19 protein-coding genes and 1 other RNA gene are annotated in these 19,983 nt (G+C 48.8%); 3 read left to right on the forward strand and 17 right to left on the reverse strand.

What is annotated here, in order from left to right; translation table 11 throughout:
• Positions 1 to 114: 114 nt before the first annotated feature.
• The 15 genes from greA to BM124_RS11535 all read right to left on the reverse strand — a co-directional run bounded on the left by greA (position 115) and on the right by BM124_RS11535 (position 14,820).
• The gene (gene greA, locus BM124_RS11465) at positions 115 to 591 is read right to left on the reverse strand and encodes a transcription elongation factor GreA (RefSeq protein WP_093337704.1); all 477 of its coding nucleotides are present in this window, start codon (positions 589 to 591) and stop codon (positions 115 to 117) included.
• Positions 592 to 722: 131 nt separating this feature from the next.
• Positions 723 to 1,364: an O-methyltransferase gene (locus BM124_RS11470; RefSeq protein WP_093337849.1), complete on the reverse strand. Its 642-nt coding sequence runs from the start codon at positions 1,362 to 1,364 to the stop codon at positions 723 to 725.
• Positions 1,365 to 1,524: 160 nt separating this feature from the next.
• On the reverse strand, positions 1,525 to 2,652 hold the full coding sequence (mltG, locus tag BM124_RS11475) for an endolytic transglycosylase MltG (protein ID WP_093337706.1): 1,128 nt from the start codon (positions 2,650 to 2,652) through the stop codon (positions 1,525 to 1,527).
• Positions 2,653 to 2,763: 111 nt separating this feature from the next.
• Positions 2,764 to 3,057: a DUF1292 domain-containing protein gene (locus BM124_RS11480; protein WP_093337707.1), complete on the reverse strand. Its 294-nt coding sequence runs from the start codon at positions 3,055 to 3,057 to the stop codon at positions 2,764 to 2,766.
• Between the two features lie 13 nt (positions 3,058 to 3,070).
• Positions 3,071 to 3,499: a Holliday junction resolvase RuvX gene (gene ruvX / locus BM124_RS11485; RefSeq protein WP_093337709.1), complete on the reverse strand. Its 429-nt coding sequence runs from the start codon at positions 3,497 to 3,499 to the stop codon at positions 3,071 to 3,073.
• Positions 3,496 to 3,768 (reverse strand): IreB family regulatory phosphoprotein, encoded by a 273-nt coding sequence (locus BM124_RS11490; RefSeq protein ID WP_093337710.1) that lies wholly within the window; start codon positions 3,766 to 3,768, stop codon positions 3,496 to 3,498. Before BM124_RS11490 ends, ruvX begins: the two co-directional genes overlap by 4 nt.
• A 262-nt stretch (positions 3,769 to 4,030) precedes the next feature.
• On the reverse strand, positions 4,031 to 6,667 hold the full coding sequence (gene alaS / locus BM124_RS11495) for an alanine--tRNA ligase (protein WP_093337712.1): 2,637 nt from the start codon (positions 6,665 to 6,667) through the stop codon (positions 4,031 to 4,033).
• 308 nt (positions 6,668 to 6,975) lie between these two features.
• On the reverse strand, positions 6,976 to 8,052 hold the full coding sequence (locus BM124_RS11500) for an AI-2E family transporter (RefSeq protein WP_093337714.1): 1,077 nt from the start codon (positions 8,050 to 8,052) through the stop codon (positions 6,976 to 6,978).
• A 107-nt stretch (positions 8,053 to 8,159) separates the two neighbouring features.
• Positions 8,160 to 8,351 carry a hypothetical protein gene (locus BM124_RS11505; protein ID WP_093337715.1) on the reverse strand — a complete coding sequence of 64 codons (192 nt, stop codon included), beginning with the start codon at positions 8,349 to 8,351 and terminating at the stop codon, positions 8,160 to 8,162.
• A gap of 96 nt (positions 8,352 to 8,447) precedes the next feature.
• Positions 8,448 to 10,733 (reverse strand): SF1B family DNA helicase RecD2, encoded by a 2,286-nt coding sequence (gene recD2 / locus BM124_RS11510; protein WP_093337717.1) that lies wholly within the window; start codon positions 10,731 to 10,733, stop codon positions 8,448 to 8,450.
• A 19-nt stretch (positions 10,734 to 10,752) separates the two neighbouring features.
• The gene (locus tag BM124_RS11515; RefSeq protein WP_093337719.1) at positions 10,753 to 11,412 is read right to left on the reverse strand and encodes a tetratricopeptide repeat protein; all 660 of its coding nucleotides are present in this window, start codon (positions 11,410 to 11,412) and stop codon (positions 10,753 to 10,755) included.
• A 43-nt stretch (positions 11,413 to 11,455) separates the two neighbouring features.
• A complete protein-coding gene (mnmA, locus tag BM124_RS11520) occupies positions 11,456 to 12,592 on the reverse strand; it encodes a tRNA 2-thiouridine(34) synthase MnmA (RefSeq protein WP_093337720.1) in 1,137 nt (378 codons plus the stop codon).
• Between the two features lies 1 nt (position 12,593).
• Positions 12,594 to 13,742, reverse strand: a complete 1,149-nt coding sequence (locus tag BM124_RS11525; protein ID WP_093337722.1) for a cysteine desulfurase family protein — start codon at positions 13,740 to 13,742, stop codon at positions 12,594 to 12,596.
• Positions 13,743 to 13,766: 24 nt separating this feature from the next.
• Positions 13,767 to 14,186, reverse strand: coding sequence for a cysteine metabolism transcriptional regulator CymR (gene cymR / locus BM124_RS11530; protein WP_093337724.1), 420 nt, complete (start codon positions 14,184 to 14,186; stop codon positions 13,767 to 13,769).
• A complete protein-coding gene (locus tag BM124_RS11535; protein ID WP_093337725.1) occupies positions 14,131 to 14,820 on the reverse strand; it encodes a YczE/YyaS/YitT family protein in 690 nt (229 codons plus the stop codon). The genes cymR and BM124_RS11535 overlap by 56 nt, the downstream gene beginning before the upstream one ends.
• Before the next feature lie 204 nt (positions 14,821 to 15,024).
• Here BM124_RS11535 and BM124_RS11540 point away from each other — a divergent pair, with 204 nt between their 5' ends.
• The gene (locus BM124_RS11540; RefSeq protein WP_093337727.1) at positions 15,025 to 16,305 is read left to right on the forward strand and encodes a replication-associated recombination protein A; all 1,281 of its coding nucleotides are present in this window, start codon (positions 15,025 to 15,027) and stop codon (positions 16,303 to 16,305) included.
• A 19-nt stretch (positions 16,306 to 16,324) separates the two neighbouring features.
• On the opposite strand, the gene BM124_RS11545 is transcribed toward BM124_RS11540, so the two are convergent.
• Positions 16,325 to 18,421 carry an ATP-binding protein gene (locus tag BM124_RS11545; protein ID WP_212634961.1) on the reverse strand — a complete coding sequence of 699 codons (2,097 nt, stop codon included), beginning with the start codon at positions 18,419 to 18,421 and terminating at the stop codon, positions 16,325 to 16,327.
• A 191-nt stretch (positions 18,422 to 18,612) separates the two neighbouring features.
• Here BM124_RS11545 and BM124_RS11550 point away from each other — a divergent pair, with 191 nt between their 5' ends.
• Positions 18,613 to 19,176: an RsfA family transcriptional regulator gene (locus BM124_RS11550; RefSeq protein WP_093337730.1), complete on the forward strand. Its 564-nt coding sequence runs from the start codon at positions 18,613 to 18,615 to the stop codon at positions 19,174 to 19,176.
• A gap of 124 nt (positions 19,177 to 19,300) precedes the next feature.
• Here BM124_RS11550 and ssrS read toward each other — a convergent pair.
• Positions 19,301 to 19,484, reverse strand: a non-coding RNA gene (gene ssrS, locus BM124_RS11555) — 6S RNA.
• Positions 19,485 to 19,675: 191 nt separating this feature from the next.
• Between ssrS and BM124_RS11560 the strand changes: the two genes are divergently transcribed.
• A complete protein-coding gene (locus BM124_RS11560) occupies positions 19,676 to 19,981 on the forward strand; it encodes a hypothetical protein (protein WP_093337732.1) in 306 nt (101 codons plus the stop codon).
• Positions 19,982 to 19,983 lie beyond the last annotated feature (2 nt).

Raw genomic sequence — 19,983 nt, forward strand, 5'->3', positions numbered from 1 at the left:
GACTTCATTATACCGAAAGAGGCGATTTTTTTGTATATGAAATAGAAAAAGGAGCTGTAAAAGGTCATTTTTTCACAACCTTTTGATACAGCCCCCTCTCTTTGAAAGCTGATGTTACATTACTTCCAGAATTTCAACGTCGAATTCTCCACCCGGCGTATTGACTGTTACATGATCGCCTACTTTGCGGCCGAGGAGACTTTGGGCCATTGGAGAATCGTTTGATATTTTTCCTTCCAGCGGATCGGATTCGGCACTGCCGACAATGGTGTATACTTCTTCATCCCCATCCGGAATTTCCTTGAATCTCACTGATTTCCCAAGTGCGACTTCTGAATTATTGGAGGTATCTTCTTCTATAATAACAGCGTTTTTCAGCATCTGCTCGATCTGGCTGATGCGCCCTTCTACAAACGCCTGTTCATCTTTGGCAGCATCATATTCCGAGTTCTCCGAAAGATCACCGAAACTGCGGGCGATTTTAATTCGTTCAACCACTTCCTGGCGCTTTTCTGTTTTTAATTGTTCAAATTCTTCTTCGAGTTTACGTTTCCCTTCTTCAGTCATGTAATGCTGTTTTTCTTCTGCCATATCACTGTCACTCCTCTTTCCAATCAATGCTCCTGCATTATCATATTTTATGAACACCGGAAAAAGCGTACACCATTTGGGTTATACTGCCATTATCATACGCATCTTCCAGCTGCATTTCAAATACTCTTTTACGTTTTTCTGCTGACGGCCACCCCGTCTCCTACAGGAAGAAATGACGTCTCCACTTCCGGATGGCTGCAGAGGTATTCATTAAAAGAGCGGATTTTATCCACCATCGGCCGAAGTCTTCCGGACGCTTTCTCCGGCTCCGCGGCCAGCCCCTTAAAGAACACATTGTCACTGATAACCAGTCCATTATGCTTCACATAAGGGAAGTACGTATCAAAAAAATTCCTGTACTTTCCCTTTGCAGCATCAATAAAGAGTACATCAAATGCATCCTCTTCGTCAAGAATCGGCACCCTTTCCAGTGCATCACCTTTATGAAAAGATGTGCGGGAGGCGAGACCGCTTTTTTCTCTGAATTCAAGCGCCCGCTCGTAAGAGGTTTCATCTTTTTCTACTGATATGACATGTGCTTCAGGCAGGGCTGATGCCATACGAAGAGCGGAATAGCCGATTGCCGTTCCTATTTCCAGAATACGGCGGCTGTCATGCACTTGTAAAAGCTGCAGCACGACTTCCATCGCATCTTTTTCCATAATGGGAACACCTTCGTCCCGCGCAAAGGCTTCCATGTTACGAAAAAGTGTATGATCTTTTTTGTTCAGACATTCCATGTACGTTTGAATGGCGGATTGATCTTTCATACGCTGTCCTCTATATCTTTGATTTTGAAATGGAATTCGGTTCCCCTGCGTTTTACAGAGATTTTCTTTTTGGTTCATTACAAAATAAGGCCTCCCCCTGTATGAATCGGAGAAGCCGTTCTGCGGATTCATATATGACCTCAAATCCGCCTTGTTACGCCTATTCCTCCCGGGCTTCCACCCATTCATGCCGGTATTTTTCCTGAACCTGGCGGTGCTCTTCATAATTCTCATTATAAATCACTTCACCACCCGGCCGTGCATAGAAAAAGAGATAATCATTATCTTCCGGGTTCATGACAGCTTGAATAGAAGAACGTCCCGGACTTGCTATAGGCCCCGGCGGAATTCCGGTATGTTGATACGTGTTAAATGGAGAATCCGTTTGCAGATCTTCTGATGACGTCATGTAATTATGCTCTCCCATCGCATAAGAAACCGTTGGATCCACTTCCAGACGCATTCCTTCTTCCAGTCTGTTGAACAGGACGCCGGCAATTTTCGGACGGTCTTCCTGCTTGCGGGCTTCACGTTCAACAATGGAAGCAAGTGTCAGAAGTTCATGGAACGTATAGTCCGACTCCTCCACTTGTTCCGAAAATTCTACCATAATTTCCTCTGTTTGTTCAATCATCCGTGCCGTGATTTTTTCAATGGACGCATTTTCGTCAACAAATTCATACGTAGCAGGGAAAAGATACCCTTCCAGCGGATAACGTATTTCTTCGTTCAGCACTGTATCCGTCAGTACATCATATTCTTCAATCAGCTGATTAAGATATTCTTCATCCGACAGTTTCGACCTGATAGCTTCCGCGTCATGCGGTCCAGCTTCGGCAATCGTCTGAACAATGTCTTCATACCATGTTCCTTCCGGAATCGTAAAAGAAAACGCCGGCTCCTTCATTACGGTTCCTTCTTTCAGCCGGTCAATAATGGTATCTATCTCCATCGATGGCGATAATTCGTACGTTCCGGCCTGCAGCCCCTGTTCATTTTTATAGCGCACATAATACTGAAATACCGTGCCGTTATGAATCACACCCGCATCTTCCAGAATAGAACCGATGTCGGATGCGCTCGAACCAATCGGTATTTCCACCGTCACCTGCTCCTCAGAGTTTTCGTCCACCGGCTCCAGAGCAGATGATATGTAAAGCCATCCCCCGACCGCAGCTGCTGCAGCCAGCAGAACAAGGATGGCAAGGGTGATTAGAATGATTTTTCTGACAATACCGGCCTGCTTCTCTTTCTCTGTCAAGCCCTCTTTCTTCGTTCGTCCAAACATTGCAGTCTTCCCCTCCTATCGATTCCATTATACAGTATCCGTCAATATTGGCCCGGATACTAAAAAAGCCCTGCGGAGCGATGCCCCGCAAGACTTCGGAATGAATAGGACTTATTCTTCGTCTTCCCCTTCACTGAACGTTTCAACCATTTCTTCGACCATTTCCCATTCTTCATCGCTTTCAATCGGAAAAAGGGACAATTCTTCGCCCTCTTCTTCGCCTTCTTCATACCGGAAAGCAAACACTTCGATTTCTTCTTCTTCGCTCTCCTGATCTCCGGCAGCGGTGAGTACCATGTAGGAGTAACCTGTCTCATTCACATCAAACGTAAAAAGCAGGTCAAATAAGTGTTCATTTCCGTCTTCGTCCGGAATCACAATCCGCTCATTTTCTTCTTCGGCCATTTTTATACCTCCGTTATATGGAACCTGACTGTTCCTGATCTAAGTATCCCTGCAGTATCATGACGGCAGCCATTTTATCGACTACTTTTTTTCTTTTTTTCCGGCTTACATCCGCTTCTATCAGTGTCCGTTCTGCGGCCCGGGTGGTTAGTCTTTCATCATACATGGAAACCTGCACGTCATATTTTTTTTTCAGTTTTTCCGCAAAGTCCAGGCACTGTTCTCCGCGCGGTCCTATTGTTCCGTTCATATTTTTTGGAAGTCCGACGACAATTTCATGTGCTTCATGTTCCACGAGAAGTTCATAAATACGGGGGAACGATTCCAGAGGGTCCTCCCCCTTGATATGAATCGTCTCCAGTCCCTGTGCGGTCCATCTAAGCGCATCGGAGACTGCCACTCCTATACGCTTGTTTCCAACATCGATCCCCAGTACCTTCATTCATTCTCCTTCCTGTGCGCCGTTAAATAAGAACGTACCAGTTCTTCTATCATTTCATCACGTTCCAATTTACGGATAAGCGTCCTTGCCTCTTTGTATCTTGGAATGTATGCAGGATCACCGGACAACAGATAACCTACAATCTGATTGATGGGATTATACCCTTTTTCCTCCAGGGCGTCATATACCGCCAGTAATACATCTCCCGCATCTTTGTCCGTCGTTTCGTCCTGGACATTAAACTTCATGGTGCTGTCATTATAATCCATTCCATACACCTCCTCTTCCTACATACTTCCGCTCTCGATCCGAACGGCCTCCACCGTAACAGCCGTTTTTAAGCCTGTCCTCATTGTACACTAATTATTCCTGTTTAGGAAATGGATTTAAGAAAAGTGCAGACGTTCCTGACAGCAAAAGTCCGGCTGATCACACCACGTGTTGTGCAGGTGCCGCACGGATTCCAAGGTGTCATTCCTTCAAGCGTTCGGGAGTCGAAGCTGGATATGAACACACACCGGCATTTGTATGCTAGAAACGGCTCACAATCTCTTCAACAGCTGCCAGAGCCTCCGGAAGTTTATCCGGATTTTTGCCGCCGGCCTGTGCCATATCCGGCCGGCCGCCGCCTCCGCCGCCACAGATGGAGGCGGTCTGTTTCACAATTTCTCCCGCTTTATATCCCTGTTCAATCAGGTCTTTCGTTACGCCTGCAACGATATTGACTTTGCCGTCATTAATCGTGCCGAGCACAATAATACCGGAATCCAACTGCTGTTTCAATTCATCCACCGTGTTGCGCAGTCCATCCATATCTGGTGCTTCCACCTGTTTGGCAACGACATACACACCGTTAACAGTCGTTCCCTGATTCATCAGATTCCCCGCTTCGATATTGCCGAGTTTGGATGACAGTGATTCGTTTTCACGCTGCAGTTCCCGTACCTGCTGCTGCAGCGCTTCTGCGCGCTGAGGTACATCCTGTACTGTTTTTGCTTTCAACATTTCCCCTGTTTCCTTTAACAGAGACAGCTGATTGTTGATATAGTCAAACGCTTTTCTGCCGGTTACGGCTTCTATACGTCGGACGCCTGCACCAATGCCGGCTTCGGACGTAATTTTAAAGATGCCGACCTCCGCTGTGTTGTTGACGTGACAGCCCCCGCACAGTTCAATGCTGTAATCGTCAACCTGCACGACGCGGACATCTTCGCCGTATTTTTCTCCAAACAGCGCCATCGCACCCATATCCTTCGCTTCTTCGAGCTTCATTTCTTCTATAACAACCGGAACGGCCTGGGCCGCTTTATCGTTCACGATACGCTCGATCTGTTCGATTTCCTCTGTCGTGACCTGGCCGAAATGAGAAAAGTCGAAGCGGAGATAATCCTGTTCCACAAGAGAACCGGACTGATTCACATGTTCGCCGAGTACATCTTTCAGCGCCTGATGCAGAAGATGGGTCGCCGTATGGTTTTTCACAATGTCAACCCGGCTCCGTTCTTCCACTGCAGCATTTACTGCGGCACCGGTTCGCAGCGCACCTTTTGTTACAGTGATAGTATGGAGATTCTGGCCGTTCGGCGCTCTTTGGACATCGACCACATCCGCTTCTGCCTGATCGTGGTACAGAACGCCTTTGTCTGCAACCTGGCCGCCGCTTTCCGCATAAAACGGGGTACGGTCCAGAATGACGTGCGCTGTCATCCCTTCCGGCACGGTGTCAATAAGTTCCCTCTCATGCAGCATCACTTGAATCTCTGCTTTCGTCTGCAGCACGTCATACCCGACGAATTCACTTTCAGCCGTCACATCCGTCAGCACCGCATCCTGCGTCTGCATGGACCCGCTGTCCTTTCTCGCCGCGCGGGCGCGGTCGCGCTGAGCCTGCATCTCTTCTTCGAATTCCTGCTCGTTGATGGAGAAACCTTCCTCCGTCACATATTCTTCTGTCAAATCTGCCGGGAAGCCGTATGTATCGTAGAGGCGGAACACATCTTTACCGGAGATGACACTGCTGTTGTTTTCTTTTTCTTTTTTCATAATATCCGAGAGAATGGCAAGACCTTCGCTCAGTCTTTCATGAAACCGTTCTTCTTCGTTTTTTATGACTTTCTGAACGAACGCCTCTTTTTCTTTTACTTCCGGATAGTGATCCTTCATAATCTCTCCGACAATGGGAACCAGTTCGTACATAAATGCCCGCTCAAGGCCTATCATTTTGGCATACCGGACGGCGCGGCGGAGCAGACGGCGGAGCACGTATCCCCGTCCCTCATTGGATGGAAGCGCGCCGTCGCCGATGGCAAAACTGACGGTACGGATGTGGTCGGCGATCACTTTCAGCGCTGTATCATTATCGTCTGCCGCCCCGTATGTTACTCCTGCGATCTCTTCAGTCCGGCGGATAATCGGGAGAAACAGATCCGTATCATAGTTCGTAGGTGCTTCCTGAATGACAGACACAATCCGCTCCAGACCCATACCGGTATCGATATTTTTCTTAGGAAGCGGCGTGTACGTTCCATCCGGGTTATGGTTGAACTGGGAAAATACGAGATTCCATATTTCAAGGTACCGCTCATTCTCCCCGCCCGGATAAAGTTCCGGGTCCTTAGGATCATCGCCGTACGCAGGGCCCCGGTCATAAAAAATCTCCGTATTCGGTCCGCTTGGTCCTTCGCCGATATCCCAGAAATTCTCCTCAAGACGAATAATTCTCTCTTCCGGAATACCGATATCGTTCTTCCAGTACTCATAAGCTTCTTCATCTTCCGGATGAACAGTGACGGAAAGCCGCTCCTGTTCAAATCCGATCCAGCGATCACTCGTCAGAAATTCCCATGCAAATTCTATCGCTTCTTTTTTAAAATAGTCTCCGATGGAGAAATTGCCGAGCATTTCAAAAAAGGTATGGTGCCTTGCTGTTTTGCCGACATTCTCTATGTCGTTGGTACGGATGGACTTCTGGACGTTCACGATTCTCGGATTCTCCGGGATCACCCGGCCGTCAAAGTATTTTTTGAGTGTAGCCACACCGCTGTTGATCCATAGAAGGGTCGGATCTTCGCGCGGGACAAGCGATGCACTCGGCTCCACATCATGTCCTTTCTGTTTGAAAAAATCAAGAAACTGCTGTCTTACTTCCGCAGACGTATGAACCGTCATACCATCATTCCTCCTGTTCTTCCTATGTATGTACGAAAAAAATCCCGCCCCGCTCCATGCAGGGACGAGATGTATCGCGTTACCACCCTGTTTACAGACTCCCCGCGGGAGCCTGTCAACTTTTGCGCTTTAACGCAGCGTACGGCAGTATTTTTCTGCACTCCGGGGCAGCTTTTCGGCGAAACGTCCCGCCGTTTTATCACAGCGTCCTAAAACGGTCTCTGAACGGGGTTTTTTCGCTTACTTTTCCCATCTTCACGTTTGGTATTTTCATGCTTCTTTAGTTATATAAGATATCACGTTATATGTCAATCTTCATTCTTTTTTCTGTTTCTGTGGGAATGAAACACAGCGATCACGTGATGGACGACAACAAAGAGCGGAACTGCCAGAAGAAGGCCGATTACACCGGCTGCTTCAAAGCCGAGAAGCAGGGCAAACACAATCATCAGTGGATGTATGTGTACATTTCTGCCGACAATATAGGGCGACAGCAGATTACCTTCAATCTGTTGGATAATAAAAAGGACAGCTGCCGTCAGTACCGCTTTGTTAACGGATACGGTACCAGCCGCAATGACAGCGGGGATCGCTCCCAGTATGGGGCCGAAATACGGAATAATATCGGTTAAACCGATAAACAGTCCGAGAATAAGAGCACTGGGAACGTCCATCCAGAACAGCGCAAGCGTCGACAGAAGACCGACCGTACCGGCAACGATGAACTGGCCGCGGATATAACTTCCTAACGCTTCATCGATAGATACAGCCAAAAGATGAGCTTCATCGCGCCACCGGACGGGCGTTACCCGCTTCACAAATTTCTGAAAGGCACGGTAGTCTTTTACGAAATAAAATACGAGAAAAGGCAGAAGTATCATCATGATGGCCGCGTCCAGTACGTCTTTCCACCGTCCTGCCAGCCCGCGGATCGAATCGACTGCTCTCTTCTGCGTTTCCTGAAACGACATCTCAATATGATCATGAACACCGGGAGGAAGCATATCTACACGGCGGTGCAGCATCGTCGTCCATTCATACACCTGATCCATATAAAACGGAATGCTTCGGACAAACCGCTGCATTTCCTGAATCATGACCGGACTGTAATACCAGACAAGCCAAATCCCTCCGCCGAAAAAAAGTATATAGACGGATAAGATAGCAAGCGGGCGGGGAACGTGCCATTTATGCAGCACATCAATCAGTGGATGAAGCAGGTAGGCAATCACAGATGCCGCCAAAAAAGGCAGAAGTACCCTTCCGGCCATTCCGAGTACCGGTATCCAGACCGGGTGCAGCAGGTAAAGGAAATATATCAGTACAAAGATTAACAGCAGAATGACCAGACGCTGCGTCCATATTTGTCCCTCTTCACGCGTCATAATGCGTCCCACCCCTTTTTTGATTAGGATGGAACAAAACCACACGCTTTATGAATACAGACAGCTTGGACCGTCACATCAGGTTCGGCAGCACACCAGAAAATATCTCAGCCTCTTTCTTCAAGGTACCAGTGCTTTCCAAACAGATCATCCAAGCAGCACAGTGAACCGTCTTCCTCGACCTGATACAGCGTGTATTCCCCGTCTTCTATCGTCCATTCGACGAAACAGTCCCAGCAGTAATAATGATTTGCTCCAAGTTTTCCGGTTAATTTTGATTTGCAGTAAGGGCAGTGCATCAGGCATACCGCTCCTTTACGTTGTGATTTAATGAAAACAGTATCCATCCTGCCCTGCTGCGCTTATGTCTATACATGGAAAACAAACCGTGTCTTTTATGTGTCTTCCATTTCTTCTGTTCCTGTCAATTTTTCTTTCAGCATCGTATACCGTTCATCTTTGCTGTCATTTTCGATCGCATATTGAATGGCACGTTCTTCTCCGGCCATAATCAGGTAATCCCGGGCCCTCGTTACCGCGGTATACAGCAGGTTGCGTTTCAGCATCCGCCGGTAGGACATCAGAACGGGGGCCACAACAATCGGAAATTCGCTGCCTTGTGCCTTATGGATCGACGAACAGTAGGCCAGCATAATCTGGTTCAGATCCTGACGGGAATAAGTAACTTCCTTCCCTTCAAAGGAGAGAACGATCTGCATTTGTTTATCCACCGTTTCCCTGGCTTCAAAGATCGCTTCCACGACGCCCCGATCTCCGTTGTACACCTGCTCCTCCGGATTATTGACGAGCTGCAGGATGACATCTCCCTTCGAGTAGACGGCATCACCGAAGGTCACTTTCCGTGATTTATTCTCCGGGGGATTGAACAGCTGCTGCAGCCTCCGGTTCAGTTCATGCACACCGGCAGGACCTTTGTACATCGGGGCCAGTACCTGAATGTCCATGGGCGGATATCCTTTTTTAAACGCACCGGCACACACCTGCTCAATCAAGTCAGCCGCGTTATCTCTGCCGCACGGAAAAAAGCGCCGGTCTTCGTAGGCTGCCGGCAGATCTGTTGGCAGCATTCCCTGTTTGATGGAGTGGGCCAGCTGGATAATGGACGAGCCTTCCGCCTGGCGGTATACGACAGACAGAGCGGTAACCAGGACGATGCCGGAATCCATGAGATCGGTCAGGACCTGGCCGGGACCGACGGATGGAAGCTGGTCTTCATCCCCGACAAGTATCACCTGCATGCCTTCGGGGATCGAGCGGAACAACTGGTTGGCCAGCCACATATCAACCATCGACACTTCATCCACGACGAGCACTTTTCCTTCCAGCGGTTCATCCTCATCTTTTTCAAATACGTCTTCTTCTCCTTCTCCGCTGTACCCCAGTAATTTATGAATCGTGGAAGCTTCCAGGCCGGTCGATTCTTTCATCCGTTTCGCCGCCCGGCCGGTCGGTGCCGCCAGCAGCACCGGAAACGGTTCATCTTTTTTATACTGCGAGCGGTCGAGGGAAAACTCATGCAGTTTGGAAAACATCTGTACAATAGCGCGTATGACCGTCGTTTTACCGGTTCCCGGCCCTCCGGTCAAAATCATGAGCTGGGACGAAAGTGCCTGTCTAATTGCCTCTTTCTGCTGCTCTGCATACTCAATGCCGAATTCCTCTTCGGTTTCACCGAGTGCTGTCAGAAAATCAGCTTCCGAGTAGGCCGCCTCTGTTTCTTCCACCAAAGCGGTCATGTTTTTGACATTTGTCACAAACCCTTTTTCCGCGAAGTACAGCGACGGAAGATAGATCCGGTGCTGTTCTTCCACCATTTTATCCTCTTCTATCAATTGCAGAAGCGGCGGTTGGAGCAGCTCTGCGTCCACCTGAAAATCCTCTCCGCTTAAGAGCGCTCCGGCGTTTTCGAGCAGAAATTCGTACGGTACATAGACGTGGCCACCCTGCATTGTTTGCTCAAACAAAACATATAATAGACCCGCTTTCAACCGTTCCGGGTCGTCCCGGCCTATACCTAAGCTGCGGCCGAGCCGGTCCGCTTTTACAAATCCGATGCCCTCCACATCCCATACAAGCTTGTACGGCGTTTCCTGAATAACATCAAATGTCGTCTCACGGTAGACATGATAGATTTTGACAGCAAGATCCATTCCAAACCCGTACCGGGTGAGCATCGTCATGGCCCGTTCCATCCCTTGGTTCTCAAGCATCGCTTCATAAATCTTCTGTCTTGTTTTGTCATTCAGGCCTTTTATTTTTTTCAGCTTTTCTTTATCGTCCAGGATGGTGGTGATGACATTTTCCCCAAACGTATCCACCATTTTTTCTGCTGTTTTCTCTCCAATGCCGGGAAACCGGTCACTCGCAAGATATTGAATAAAAGCATCCCGTTCGGTCGGCAGTTCTTTTTGAAACGTCTGTACGTGATACTGCCGCCCGAATCGGGGGTGTTCCTTGAACTGTCCTTCAAAGCGGTACCGCTCATCCGTTTCAATGACCGGAAAATGGCCGACCGCTGTCACTTTTTTCTCCTGACAGTCCTCCGATGCTTCCTGAACTTTCACGAGCAGCACGGTGTAGCCGTTCTCTTCATTACGAAAAATGATATGTATGACCGTACCGCTGATATAAGACTCTCCGGCCATGGAAACATTCGTCATGGCAACCACCTTCCGAGGCTTATTCTTCCCGCAGATTCTCCGCCTGTTCCCGTCCGTTAAGCGCCAGCATATGATCCGGCTGTGCTTCGACGGCTTTATCAAAACAAGTGATGGCTGAGTCCACTTCATCATTCATAAGACGCGCCACCCCGAGATTATACCATGCATCCGCATGCGTCTCATCTTCTTTTACCACCCGGCCGAGCTCAACCGCTGCTTCTTCCACCTGTTCGGTCTGCGCAAGGCACATGCCGTAGTAAAAGCGTGCTTCAGTGTCGGTTTCGTCGCATTCGAGAGCCCGCTGAAAACATGCCAGCGCATGAGGGACTTCCTCCGTCTGATAATACGTGAGGCCTGTCATATAGTGCAGACTCGCGTCATCAAGGCCCGCTTTATGCGCATTCTGATACATCTGCCGCGCTTTATCGTATTCTTCTGCGTTGTAGGATATATTTCCTGCCCCGTAATAAGCCGCTGCCGCCTGTGGATCGATTTTCAGCGCCCGGTCGTAAAATGACAGTGCCCGTTCCGGTTCCCCGGCTTCAGCCAGTATATTACCGAAATTAATATAGGCCGTCGCATCATCCGGATTTTTTTCAATCGCCTGGTTCAGCAGTTCCAGTGCTTTTTCGAGTTCTCCCTCTGCTATCGCCTTTACGGCCTGTTCATTTTCATCCATCTTGATTCCCCTTTTTCGTGCATAGTAAAAAGGGAAAACGCGGTTACGATCCCACGCTTTCCCCCGTTTTCACCGCTTCTTCAATTGTCGCGCCTCCAAGGCATACATCCCCGTCGTACAATACGACAGCCTGTCCCGGCGTAATGGCGCGCTGCGGTTCATGAAACGCCACATAGGCGCTGCCATCCGCTTTTGGATACACAGTAACCTCCTGATCAGACTGGCGGTAACGGAATTTCGCCGTGCTGGTAAACGCTTCTGTGCGTTCTGTGTGATCAATCCAGTTGAATCCCGAGGCGTACAGCCCTTCGGAATACAATCCGTCATGATGATATCCCTGTCCGACGATCAATTCATTTTCGTTAAGGTTTTTGTCGATAACAAACCACGGTTCACCGGGCCCGCCGATGCCAAGACCCTGGCGCTGTCCGAGGGTGTAATACATCAGCCCTTCGTGCATCCCTTTTACGGTACCGTCCGGCGTCACCATATTCCCCGGCTGGGCCGGCAGATAGGATTGCAGAAATTCCTTGAAGTTGCGCTCGCCGATAAAACAGATGCCGGTGCTGTCTTTTTTATCCGCTGTGCTCAGGTTCTTTTCCCGTGCAATATTCCGCACCTCCTGCTTCTGCAGGCCGCCGAGAGGAAACATCACGCGTGAGAGCTGCTTTTGGCTGAGCTGATTCAGAAAATACGTCTGATCCTTGTTCCAGTCCACTCCGCGAAGCATGGATACCGTACCGTCCTCTTCCGTGCGGACCTGTGCATAGTGGCCTGTTGCCACGTAATCGGCACCGAGGGTCAGAGCGTGCTGCAGGAAAGCCTTGAATTTAATTTCCTTGTTACATACAATGTCGGGATTCGGGGTGCGTCCGGCCTGATATTCATCAAGAAAATAAGTGAACACCGTGTCCCAGTACTTTTTCTCAAAGTTCACCGCATAGTACGGGATATCCAGCTGATTGCAGACGGTAATGACATCGTCGTAATCTTCTGTTGCGGTGCAGACGCCGTTCTCATCAGTGTCGTCCCAGTTTTTCATAAAAATTCCAATGACATCATAGCCTTCATCTTTCAAAAGGGCTGCGGTGACAGAGGAATCCACACCTCCGGACATGCCGACCACTACTTTTGTATCTTCCGGCCGTTTATTGCTGCTGGTCACTTGTTTCACCTCCATGTTAAAAGATGTCTGCCTGCATGCTGCCGGTAATTTTTTTAATAACGGCAGCAAGCTCCTCCATCTCTTCTTTCGTGTTTTCCGGTCCAAAACTGAATCGGACAGATGCCTCTGCCCTGTTATCATCCTGATACATGGCCTGCAGAACGTGGGATGGTTCGACCGATCCGGCGGTACAGGCAGATCCGCTCGATGCGGACACACCTTCCATATCAAGACGTACGAGGAAGGATTCCACTTCAATCCCCGGAAAATGAATATTGACGATATGAGGCAGATAATGATCCTTTGGACCATTTAACGTAAACGATACCTCATGTTCCTGTAAGCAGGCAAGAAAACAGCTTCTGAGCGCCTCCGCATGCTTCCGGCGGCTCTGCCTGTCTGTTACCGCCGCTTCGGCTGCAGCTGCAAAACCGGCGGCCGCAGGCACATTTTCCGTGCCTGCACGTCTTTTACGCTCCTGTTCTCCGCCGGTCACACCCGGTGTGAGAGACGTCCCTTTTCTCACATACAGAAATGCCGCTCCTTTAGGACCGTTGATTTTGTGGGAAGACGCGGTAAGCATCGTCACCGGCAGCTCCTGGACATCGAGTTTCTCGATCCCGTAAGACTGAACGGCATCGGTATGAAAAGCGATCTTCTCTTCTGCCGCGGCAGCTGCGATGTCCTGAATCGGCTGCAACGTGCCGACCTCGTTGTTGCCGTGCATGATCGTAATCAGTATCGTCTGCTCTGTTACCGCCTCTTTTACCTGCTCTTTATGCACCCGGCCCTCTTCATCCACCGCCAGGTACGTCACGTCAAACCCTTCTGTCTCCAGTTTCCGGCATGTGTGCAGCACAGCATGGTGTTCGATCGCGGACGTCACAATGTGGTTTCCTTTATGCTGATGAGCATGCGCGTACCCGGTAACAGCCAGATTGTCGGCTTCTGTACCGGTTCCGGTAAATACTATTTCCTCCGGAGCGGCATGGATGGTCGCCGCGAGCTTCCGGCGTGCTTCATCCAGCTGCTTGCGCGCCTGTCTGCCGTGGGTATGAATGCTTGATGGATTGCCGAAATCAGACTGCATCACATCCATCATGGCAGCCGCAGCTTCTGTCGATACAGGAGTGGCTGCCGCATGGTCTACATAAATAGCGGACATTGGTTTCTCCTCCCGCCTGTTGAATTAAATATAAAACATATAATACTCGTGGTCGTCGTCTCCTTTATATGAAGAGAGATCTTCAAGGGTTGTGTTATCCAGTACATCTTTGACCGCATCCCGGATTTTAATCCATAAATCCCGTTTCGCCGGTTCCTCATCATCAAGCACTTCCACAGGGCTGATCGGCCCTTCAAGCACCCGGATGATGTCGCCGGCAGTGATGTCGGCTGCGTTTTTAGTCAGCATATAGCCGCCATGCGCCCCCCGGACACTTTTGACGAGCATGGCGTTGCGGAGAGGGGCGATCAGCTGTTCCAGGTAATGTTCTGATAACTCATGTTCCTTCGCGATAGATTTTAACGACACGGGTCCTTCACCGTATTTTTCAGCCAGTGCCATCATAATCGTAAGTCCGTAACGACCTTTCGTCGATATTTTCATGTGTTCCACCTCTTCCTAACAGTCGGTTCACCATCTTTTCGCATTGAGGGAGGGTAAATCCCACTACCTGGCCGATTCCAAAGGAAAACAGGATTGTCCCAATAAAGACGGGACCGCCGAGAACCCATCCAATAATAAGGACAAGTACTTCCATCAAGCCGCGTACCCGGGACACTTTCCAACCCGTCCGTTTCTGCAGCGCCAGCATTAAACTGTCTCTGGGCCCCGCTCCGCATCCGGGTGCAATATACGTACCGATTCCCCAGCCTATCACTATGATTCCCGCAAGAAGCATGAGCAATCTTAAGATGTAGGAATCAGGTGTGGACAACATCCATAAAAACAAGTCGATAAATACGCCGACGACAAGCATATTCACGACACTGCCGGCCTGCGGCATACGACGTTCCATCCATGAGGACACCGCGATGATACCAATACCAATGATGATACTCCAGGTGCCGACAGTCAGACCAAACTGATGCTGAAGACCGACATGAAGCACATCCCACGGGGCACTTCCAAGCCTGGCTTTAATCATCAGCGCAATGCCGAATGACATGATGATAATACCGACCGTAAATATAAGCCACCTTGCGATAAGGTGTTCATGTTTTGCAAACTCTCTCTCCATACTATCTTACAACTCCCATCAAGAACACCCGGTATCCGGTTTTTGCTTATTTCGATTGAATCCTTGGTCATTATAGCATGAACAGACTACCTTTTGCATAAAAGCTGAATGATATCGGTCATCTTTCTCTGTTCTTTCTCTGTTTACGAAAGGCTTTTTGTGTTATATTAGAACTAATGTTCTTGCATAAAAGGAGCCTTTCTTATGAATAAACAGCAGCCACTCGCGTACCGCATGCGTCCGCGGACCATTGATGAAGTGATCGGGCAGGATCACCTGCTCAGTGAAGGCAGACTGCTGCAGCGTATGATTCAGACGAGAAAACTGTCTTCCATGATTCTCTACGGTCCGCCGGGTACAGGAAAAACATCCATCGCTTCGGCCGTGGCGGGAAGCACTGATATTCCGTTTAAAATGATGAATGCGGTAGAACATAATAAAAAAGACATGGAGATCGTGGTGGAAGAAGCGAAGATTTCCAACCAGCTGATTGTTATTATGGACGAAGTGCACCGTCTTGATAAAACGAAACAGGATTTTCTGCTTCCCCACCTGGAAAAGGGATTAATTATTATGATCGGCGCGACGACGGCCAACCCTTACCATGCCATTAATCCCGCCATCCGGAGCCGCTGCCAGATCTTTGAGCTGCAGCGCCTTTCTATCGATGACGTCATCGACGCGCTTCACTATGCTCTTCTGGATAAAGAGCGGGGGCTAGGGAACTACGAGGCCGTACTGAATGAAGATGCCGCCCGTCATCTAGCTGAAGCAGGCGGCGGAGATCTCCGGACGGCTTTAGGCGCTCTGGAACTGGCAGTACTATCCACGCCTGCAGATGAAGATGATACCGTCACCATTGACCTTGCCACAGCAGAAGAATGCATTCAGAAAAAAAGCTTCCAGCATGACAAGGACGGGGATGCCCACTATGATGTACTCTCGGCGTTCCAGAAATCCATCCGCGGAAGCGATGCAGACGCGGCTCTTCACTACCTGGCCCGGCTTGTAGAAGCAGGGGATCTCGTCAGCATCGGCAGACGCCTTGTTGTCACTGCCTATGAAGATATCGGCCTGGCGAGTCCGCAGGCCGGACCGAGAGCGCTTGCGGCTGTGGAAGCAGCGGAGCGCCTCGGATTTCCGGAAGCGAGAATTCCGCTTGCCGATGCCGTTGTAGAACTATGCCTTTCCCCTAAATCAAACAGTGCTTATCAAGCTTTTGATCAAGCGCGGGAATCTCTTCTGAAGTACGGAACGCCGGACATTCCGCTTCATCTGAAAGATGCCCACTACAAAGGAGCCGAAAAACTGGGACGCGGCAGCACCTATCAATACCCCCACGATGACGTGAGAGGCTGGGTTCCCCAGCAGTATCTCCCGGACGTCCTGAAACATGAGCAGTATTATGTACCGAAAACGACCGGCAGATTCGAGCGTGCGCTGGCTGACGTTTATTATAATATGGAAAAAGACAGAAGAACCTAAAAAGGCTCTTCTGTCTTTTTTACTCGACCGGCAGCCAAATATCAAATTCGGAGCCACTTCCTTCCTCACTACTGACATCCATACTGCCGCCGGCCTCTTCAATAATCTGAAAGCATGTCATCAGCCCAAGCCCGGTACCATCAGCCTTTGTTGTATAAAATGGACTTCCCAATTTATCAAGCGTTTCCGCATCCATGCCGCAGCCGTCATCGATAATGCGAATGCGTACACCCTGTCTGGAGTAATCAGAGCGGCGCGTTGTCTCCACCATAATAGAGCCATCCTGCTCGAGTGCTTCGACCGCGTTTTTGATCAGATTCATAAACACCTGTTTCAGTTTCTTCTCTTCCCCGTATATCTTCGGAAGTTCTGTATCCAGTGCCTGCACTACCGAAATATTATGGTGGTCAGTACGTGCCTGGAATAAATACAGCGTGTGGGTAAGAATTTCGTTCAGGTCAAGATAATCTTTATCCTCCACTTTTTCCGGTCTGGCGATAGTTAAAAGATCCTCCACGATACTGTTCACCCGCTCAATTTCCGAGATGATAATTTGGTAGTGATAGCTGCTCACCCCGCCTGTATCCGGCGATTCCTTAAACAACTGCATAAACCCGTGAATGGTAGTCAACGGATTTCTGATCTCATGAGCAAAACCAGCCGACAGCCGTCCAATTACTTTCAGCTTTTCACTTCGCAGCAGTTCCCGTTCCATTTCCCTTTTTTCCGTGATTTCTTTAAACACCAACAGATAGTCTTCCACCCTTCCATCCTTTTCAGAAGACGGAAGTGGTGTATTGCTGAGGAAAAAAGAGTGCGTCCATCCTTGAATCGAGCAGTCAAATTCAAAAATGGATGAACGGTGGTCCCTGTCGTCAGACAGCTGAACATGCTTGATAAAAGCGGCGAATTCCGGACATTCTTCCTTCACTTTATGAAGCGGACGGCCTAATACATTCTCTTTTTTGCATCCAAACAGATTCTCGCATGTCCGGTTGAATGTCGTGATGGTCAGATCCTCCCGGTTGATGGAAATAACGCCGTTATCCGTTGCTTCCAAAATCAGGGTTGATTTACGGTGGGCTTTTTCCCGCTCGTCCAGGCGTTCTGTCATATCATTGAATGTACGGTTCAGCTTGTTGACCTCTTCATAGGCGTTAGAGTGGAGTGGTGGGACTTTTTTGCCTTCTGCAAAAGCACTCGCAGCGGAGACCAGGTTTTCCACCGGTCCTGTAATGTAGCGCGACAGTCTAAATGCAGCAGTCACCGTGATTAACAGGACAACACTGAACAGAGCGATATACTTCCACAGTAAACCACGAAGCGGTGCGTATACTTCATTTTCAGGAACCGATACCCCGACATACCACTCATTGCTGAATCCTTCCATCTTTCCGACGGGGGCAATGGCGCTGACACTCTGCCCCTCTTCATTACGAATCAGACCGGGCTGATTTCCGAACTCTTCCATCGACTTCATACTTTTGTTTGTCTGTTCAAGAAAGTTCTTTTCCAGAATATAATCCTGATTCGGATGGGCAATATAATCCCCGGATTGATTCAGGATAAATGTATCCGCCGAAGCACTCATGTTTTCCTGCTGCTGCGAATACTCACCGACTCGTTCCCACAAGAACGACCAGAGTTTTTCAAGATCAAAGGAAGGAGAGATGACACCGATAACCTCCCCCTCTTCATTCTCGACAGAAGAAGCCATGGCAAGAATCGGACTGTCCACGACAGGAGATCTGAATATGTCCGACAGAAACAAACCGCCTTCCTGCGCCTGCTGAAACCATTCTCTGTCTGCGACATTGTTTCCCACTACTGTGCCGTCTGTATCGACGGTAACCTCCCCTTCTGGATTGACAAAGATAAGACCGTAGTACAGTTCGTGGTTATGTATAAATTTCATAAATTCCTGCTGAATCTCTTCATCTTCTGCCTGGTCATTCATTAAAACAGGGTTGTCCGATAATTGTTCAAGATCAGAGAGCCGTTCCCGTATAATATCTTCGATCGCCAGCGAGAGATTATCCGAATAAATGAATAACGTCTGTTCAATGCGGTCCGTTAAATCATTTTTCTGCGTCTGATAGGAGATGATGCCTGCCACCGTAAGCGGAACACAGGTGATCACTAAAAATATAAGTAAAAGTTTTGAACGCAGTGTTTTCATCTTTTTCACCTGCCTCGTGCTGTACGAACGTATTATTTCACTTTTGCCCTACGTATACATCGTCTTCCCTCCGGCTACACTAGAACCTGTCAATCTATGGACAGAAAATCGAAAGGAGAGATCGAGCTGTGAATGTAAGACAGGATGCGTGGTCCGACCGGGATGATCGTTTTCTCGCTGATACCATTCTGCAGCACATCCGGGACGGAAGTACGCAGCTGCATGCCTTTGATGAAGCAGGAGATGAACTGGACAGAACATCCGCTGCATGCGGGTTCCGCTGGAATGCCATCGTCCGGGCAAGGTATCAGGAAGACATCAGAGAAGCCAAACGGGAACGCAAACAGAAATTAAAAAACACAGCCCGCCATGCCGCCTCCAGCTTTAAAAACAACGGCCAATCTTCCCGGCTGCCGCTGGAATCTATCATCAAAACTCTCGAACGGCTGGAGTATTCCCTGACGGAGACATCTGAAGATACCATTGCGCGGCTGGAATCCCGTCATCATGAACTTCAGCAGGAACTCGACAGAATGAACAGCGACTACCAGGCGGTAAAGCAGGATTATGAAACCATTGTAAGTATGATGAACCGGGCCAGAGAAATGGCCGTGACTGAAGAGACGAATCAGCTTTCCAACTTGTTCCGTATGGACCGGAATGGAAACCTGGAAAAAGTAGAGAACTCTTAAGAATCACGCCCCTCATTATCTCACAGTTGCCGGCAGGAATGAAGAAATTCCTGATTATCATCTCTTAAAAACATACAAAACCCCAGAGGATGTAATCCCCTGGGGTTACTGCTTTTAACAATAGAAGAGTCCCGATGTGCCGTTAAACTGACATAGTTTTGAAGCCTGCTTCCGGCAGGTGGGTGCCCTGTTCAATTGTTCAGACTTCCACTTGGAAGAGGCATGCCATTCCAATTGAAACTTCCGGGCTCCCAATGTAAAACTGTTGGCTCAAAACGATTTGTGTCCCACGTACACCTCAGGACTCTTCAAATGATTGATTACATCATAGCATGGATCGATGCGGCGGTCAAGAATGTGTATTTCACCGGCTGATGTCCCTGAAAAACAAATAAAAGCCCCTTCATTTCAGAGAAACAGGATTAACAAACAGCTAATCAGGGTATAGTTTTCCTTCAGGCCCAAAACCCTATTCAGTAGAAAGGAACGTCTGCTTTTCATGAATAACGAACATACAAACACAGACTGGATTGCCAGACAGGAAGTCATTCACGTGGAACAGACAATTGAATGGCTCGAAAAAAAACAGAAGGAGTACAGCGGCTGGCTTTATTTATTTGAAGACAGGCTCGAAAGCCATATCCACCATTATCCGCTGCGCGATGTATTTGATATCTCCTTCCGCTGGGAACCCGGTCAGATAGGATTTCTCTACCTGCATACAACCAGCGGCGTACGCACCTTTCAGATCAAAACGGATCCTTCTCCCTTTATTGACGCTTTCCGGCAGACCGACCACATTTAATC

Origin of the sequence: Salibacterium halotolerans (genome assembly GCF_900115625.1) — a bacterium.
Taxonomy (GTDB): domain Bacteria; phylum Bacillota; class Bacilli; order Bacillales; family Marinococcaceae; genus Salibacterium; species Salibacterium halotolerans.

Excerpts from the sequence above, each read along its gene's own strand:
- BM124_RS11490 (WP_093337710.1), bottom strand. The coding sequence starts at position 3,768 with ATGGATTATAATGACAGCACCATGAAGTTTAATGTCCAGGACGAAACG.
- ruvX (WP_093337709.1), bottom strand. The coding sequence starts at position 3,499 with ATGAAGGTACTGGGGATCGATGTTGGAAACAAGCGTATAGGAGTGGCA.
- recD2 (WP_093337717.1), bottom strand. The coding sequence starts at position 10,733 with ATGACGAATGTTTCCATGGCCGGAGAGTCTTATATCAGCGGTACGGTC.
- BM124_RS11505 (WP_093337715.1), bottom strand. The coding sequence starts at position 8,351 with ATGCACTGCCCTTACTGCAAATCAAAATTAACCGGAAAACTTGGAGCA.
- mltG (WP_093337706.1), bottom strand. The coding sequence starts at position 2,652 with ATGTTTGGACGAACGAAGAAAGAGGGCTTGACAGAGAAAGAGAAGCAG.
- BM124_RS11470 (WP_093337849.1), bottom strand. The coding sequence starts at position 1,364 with ATGAAAGATCAATCCGCCATTCAAACGTACATGGAATGTCTGAACAAA.
- BM124_RS11480 (WP_093337707.1), bottom strand. The coding sequence starts at position 3,057 with ATGGCCGAAGAAGAAAATGAGCGGATTGTGATTCCGGACGAAGACGGA.
- BM124_RS11540 (WP_093337727.1), top strand. The coding sequence starts at position 15,025 with ATGAATAAACAGCAGCCACTCGCGTACCGCATGCGTCCGCGGACCATT.
- BM124_RS11500 (WP_093337714.1), bottom strand. The coding sequence starts at position 8,052 with ATGACGCGTGAAGAGGGACAAATATGGACGCAGCGTCTGGTCATTCTG.
- BM124_RS11525 (WP_093337722.1), bottom strand. The coding sequence starts at position 13,742 with ATGTCCGCTATTTATGTAGACCATGCGGCAGCCACTCCTGTATCGACA.
- BM124_RS11515 (WP_093337719.1), bottom strand. The coding sequence starts at position 11,412 with ATGGATGAAAATGAACAGGCCGTAAAGGCGATAGCAGAGGGAGAACTC.
- BM124_RS11535 (WP_093337725.1), bottom strand. The coding sequence starts at position 14,820 with ATGGAGAGAGAGTTTGCAAAACATGAACACCTTATCGCAAGGTGGCTT.
- alaS (WP_093337712.1), bottom strand. The coding sequence starts at position 6,667 with ATGACGGTTCATACGTCTGCGGAAGTAAGACAGCAGTTTCTTGATTTT.
- cymR (WP_093337724.1), bottom strand. The coding sequence starts at position 14,186 with ATGAAAATATCGACGAAAGGTCGTTACGGACTTACGATTATGATGGCA.
- mnmA (WP_093337720.1), bottom strand. The coding sequence starts at position 12,592 with ATGGAGGTGAAACAAGTGACCAGCAGCAATAAACGGCCGGAAGATACA.
- greA (WP_093337704.1), bottom strand. The coding sequence starts at position 591 with ATGGCAGAAGAAAAACAGCATTACATGACTGAAGAAGGGAAACGTAAA.
- BM124_RS11560 (WP_093337732.1), top strand. The coding sequence starts at position 19,676 with ATGAATAACGAACATACAAACACAGACTGGATTGCCAGACAGGAAGTC.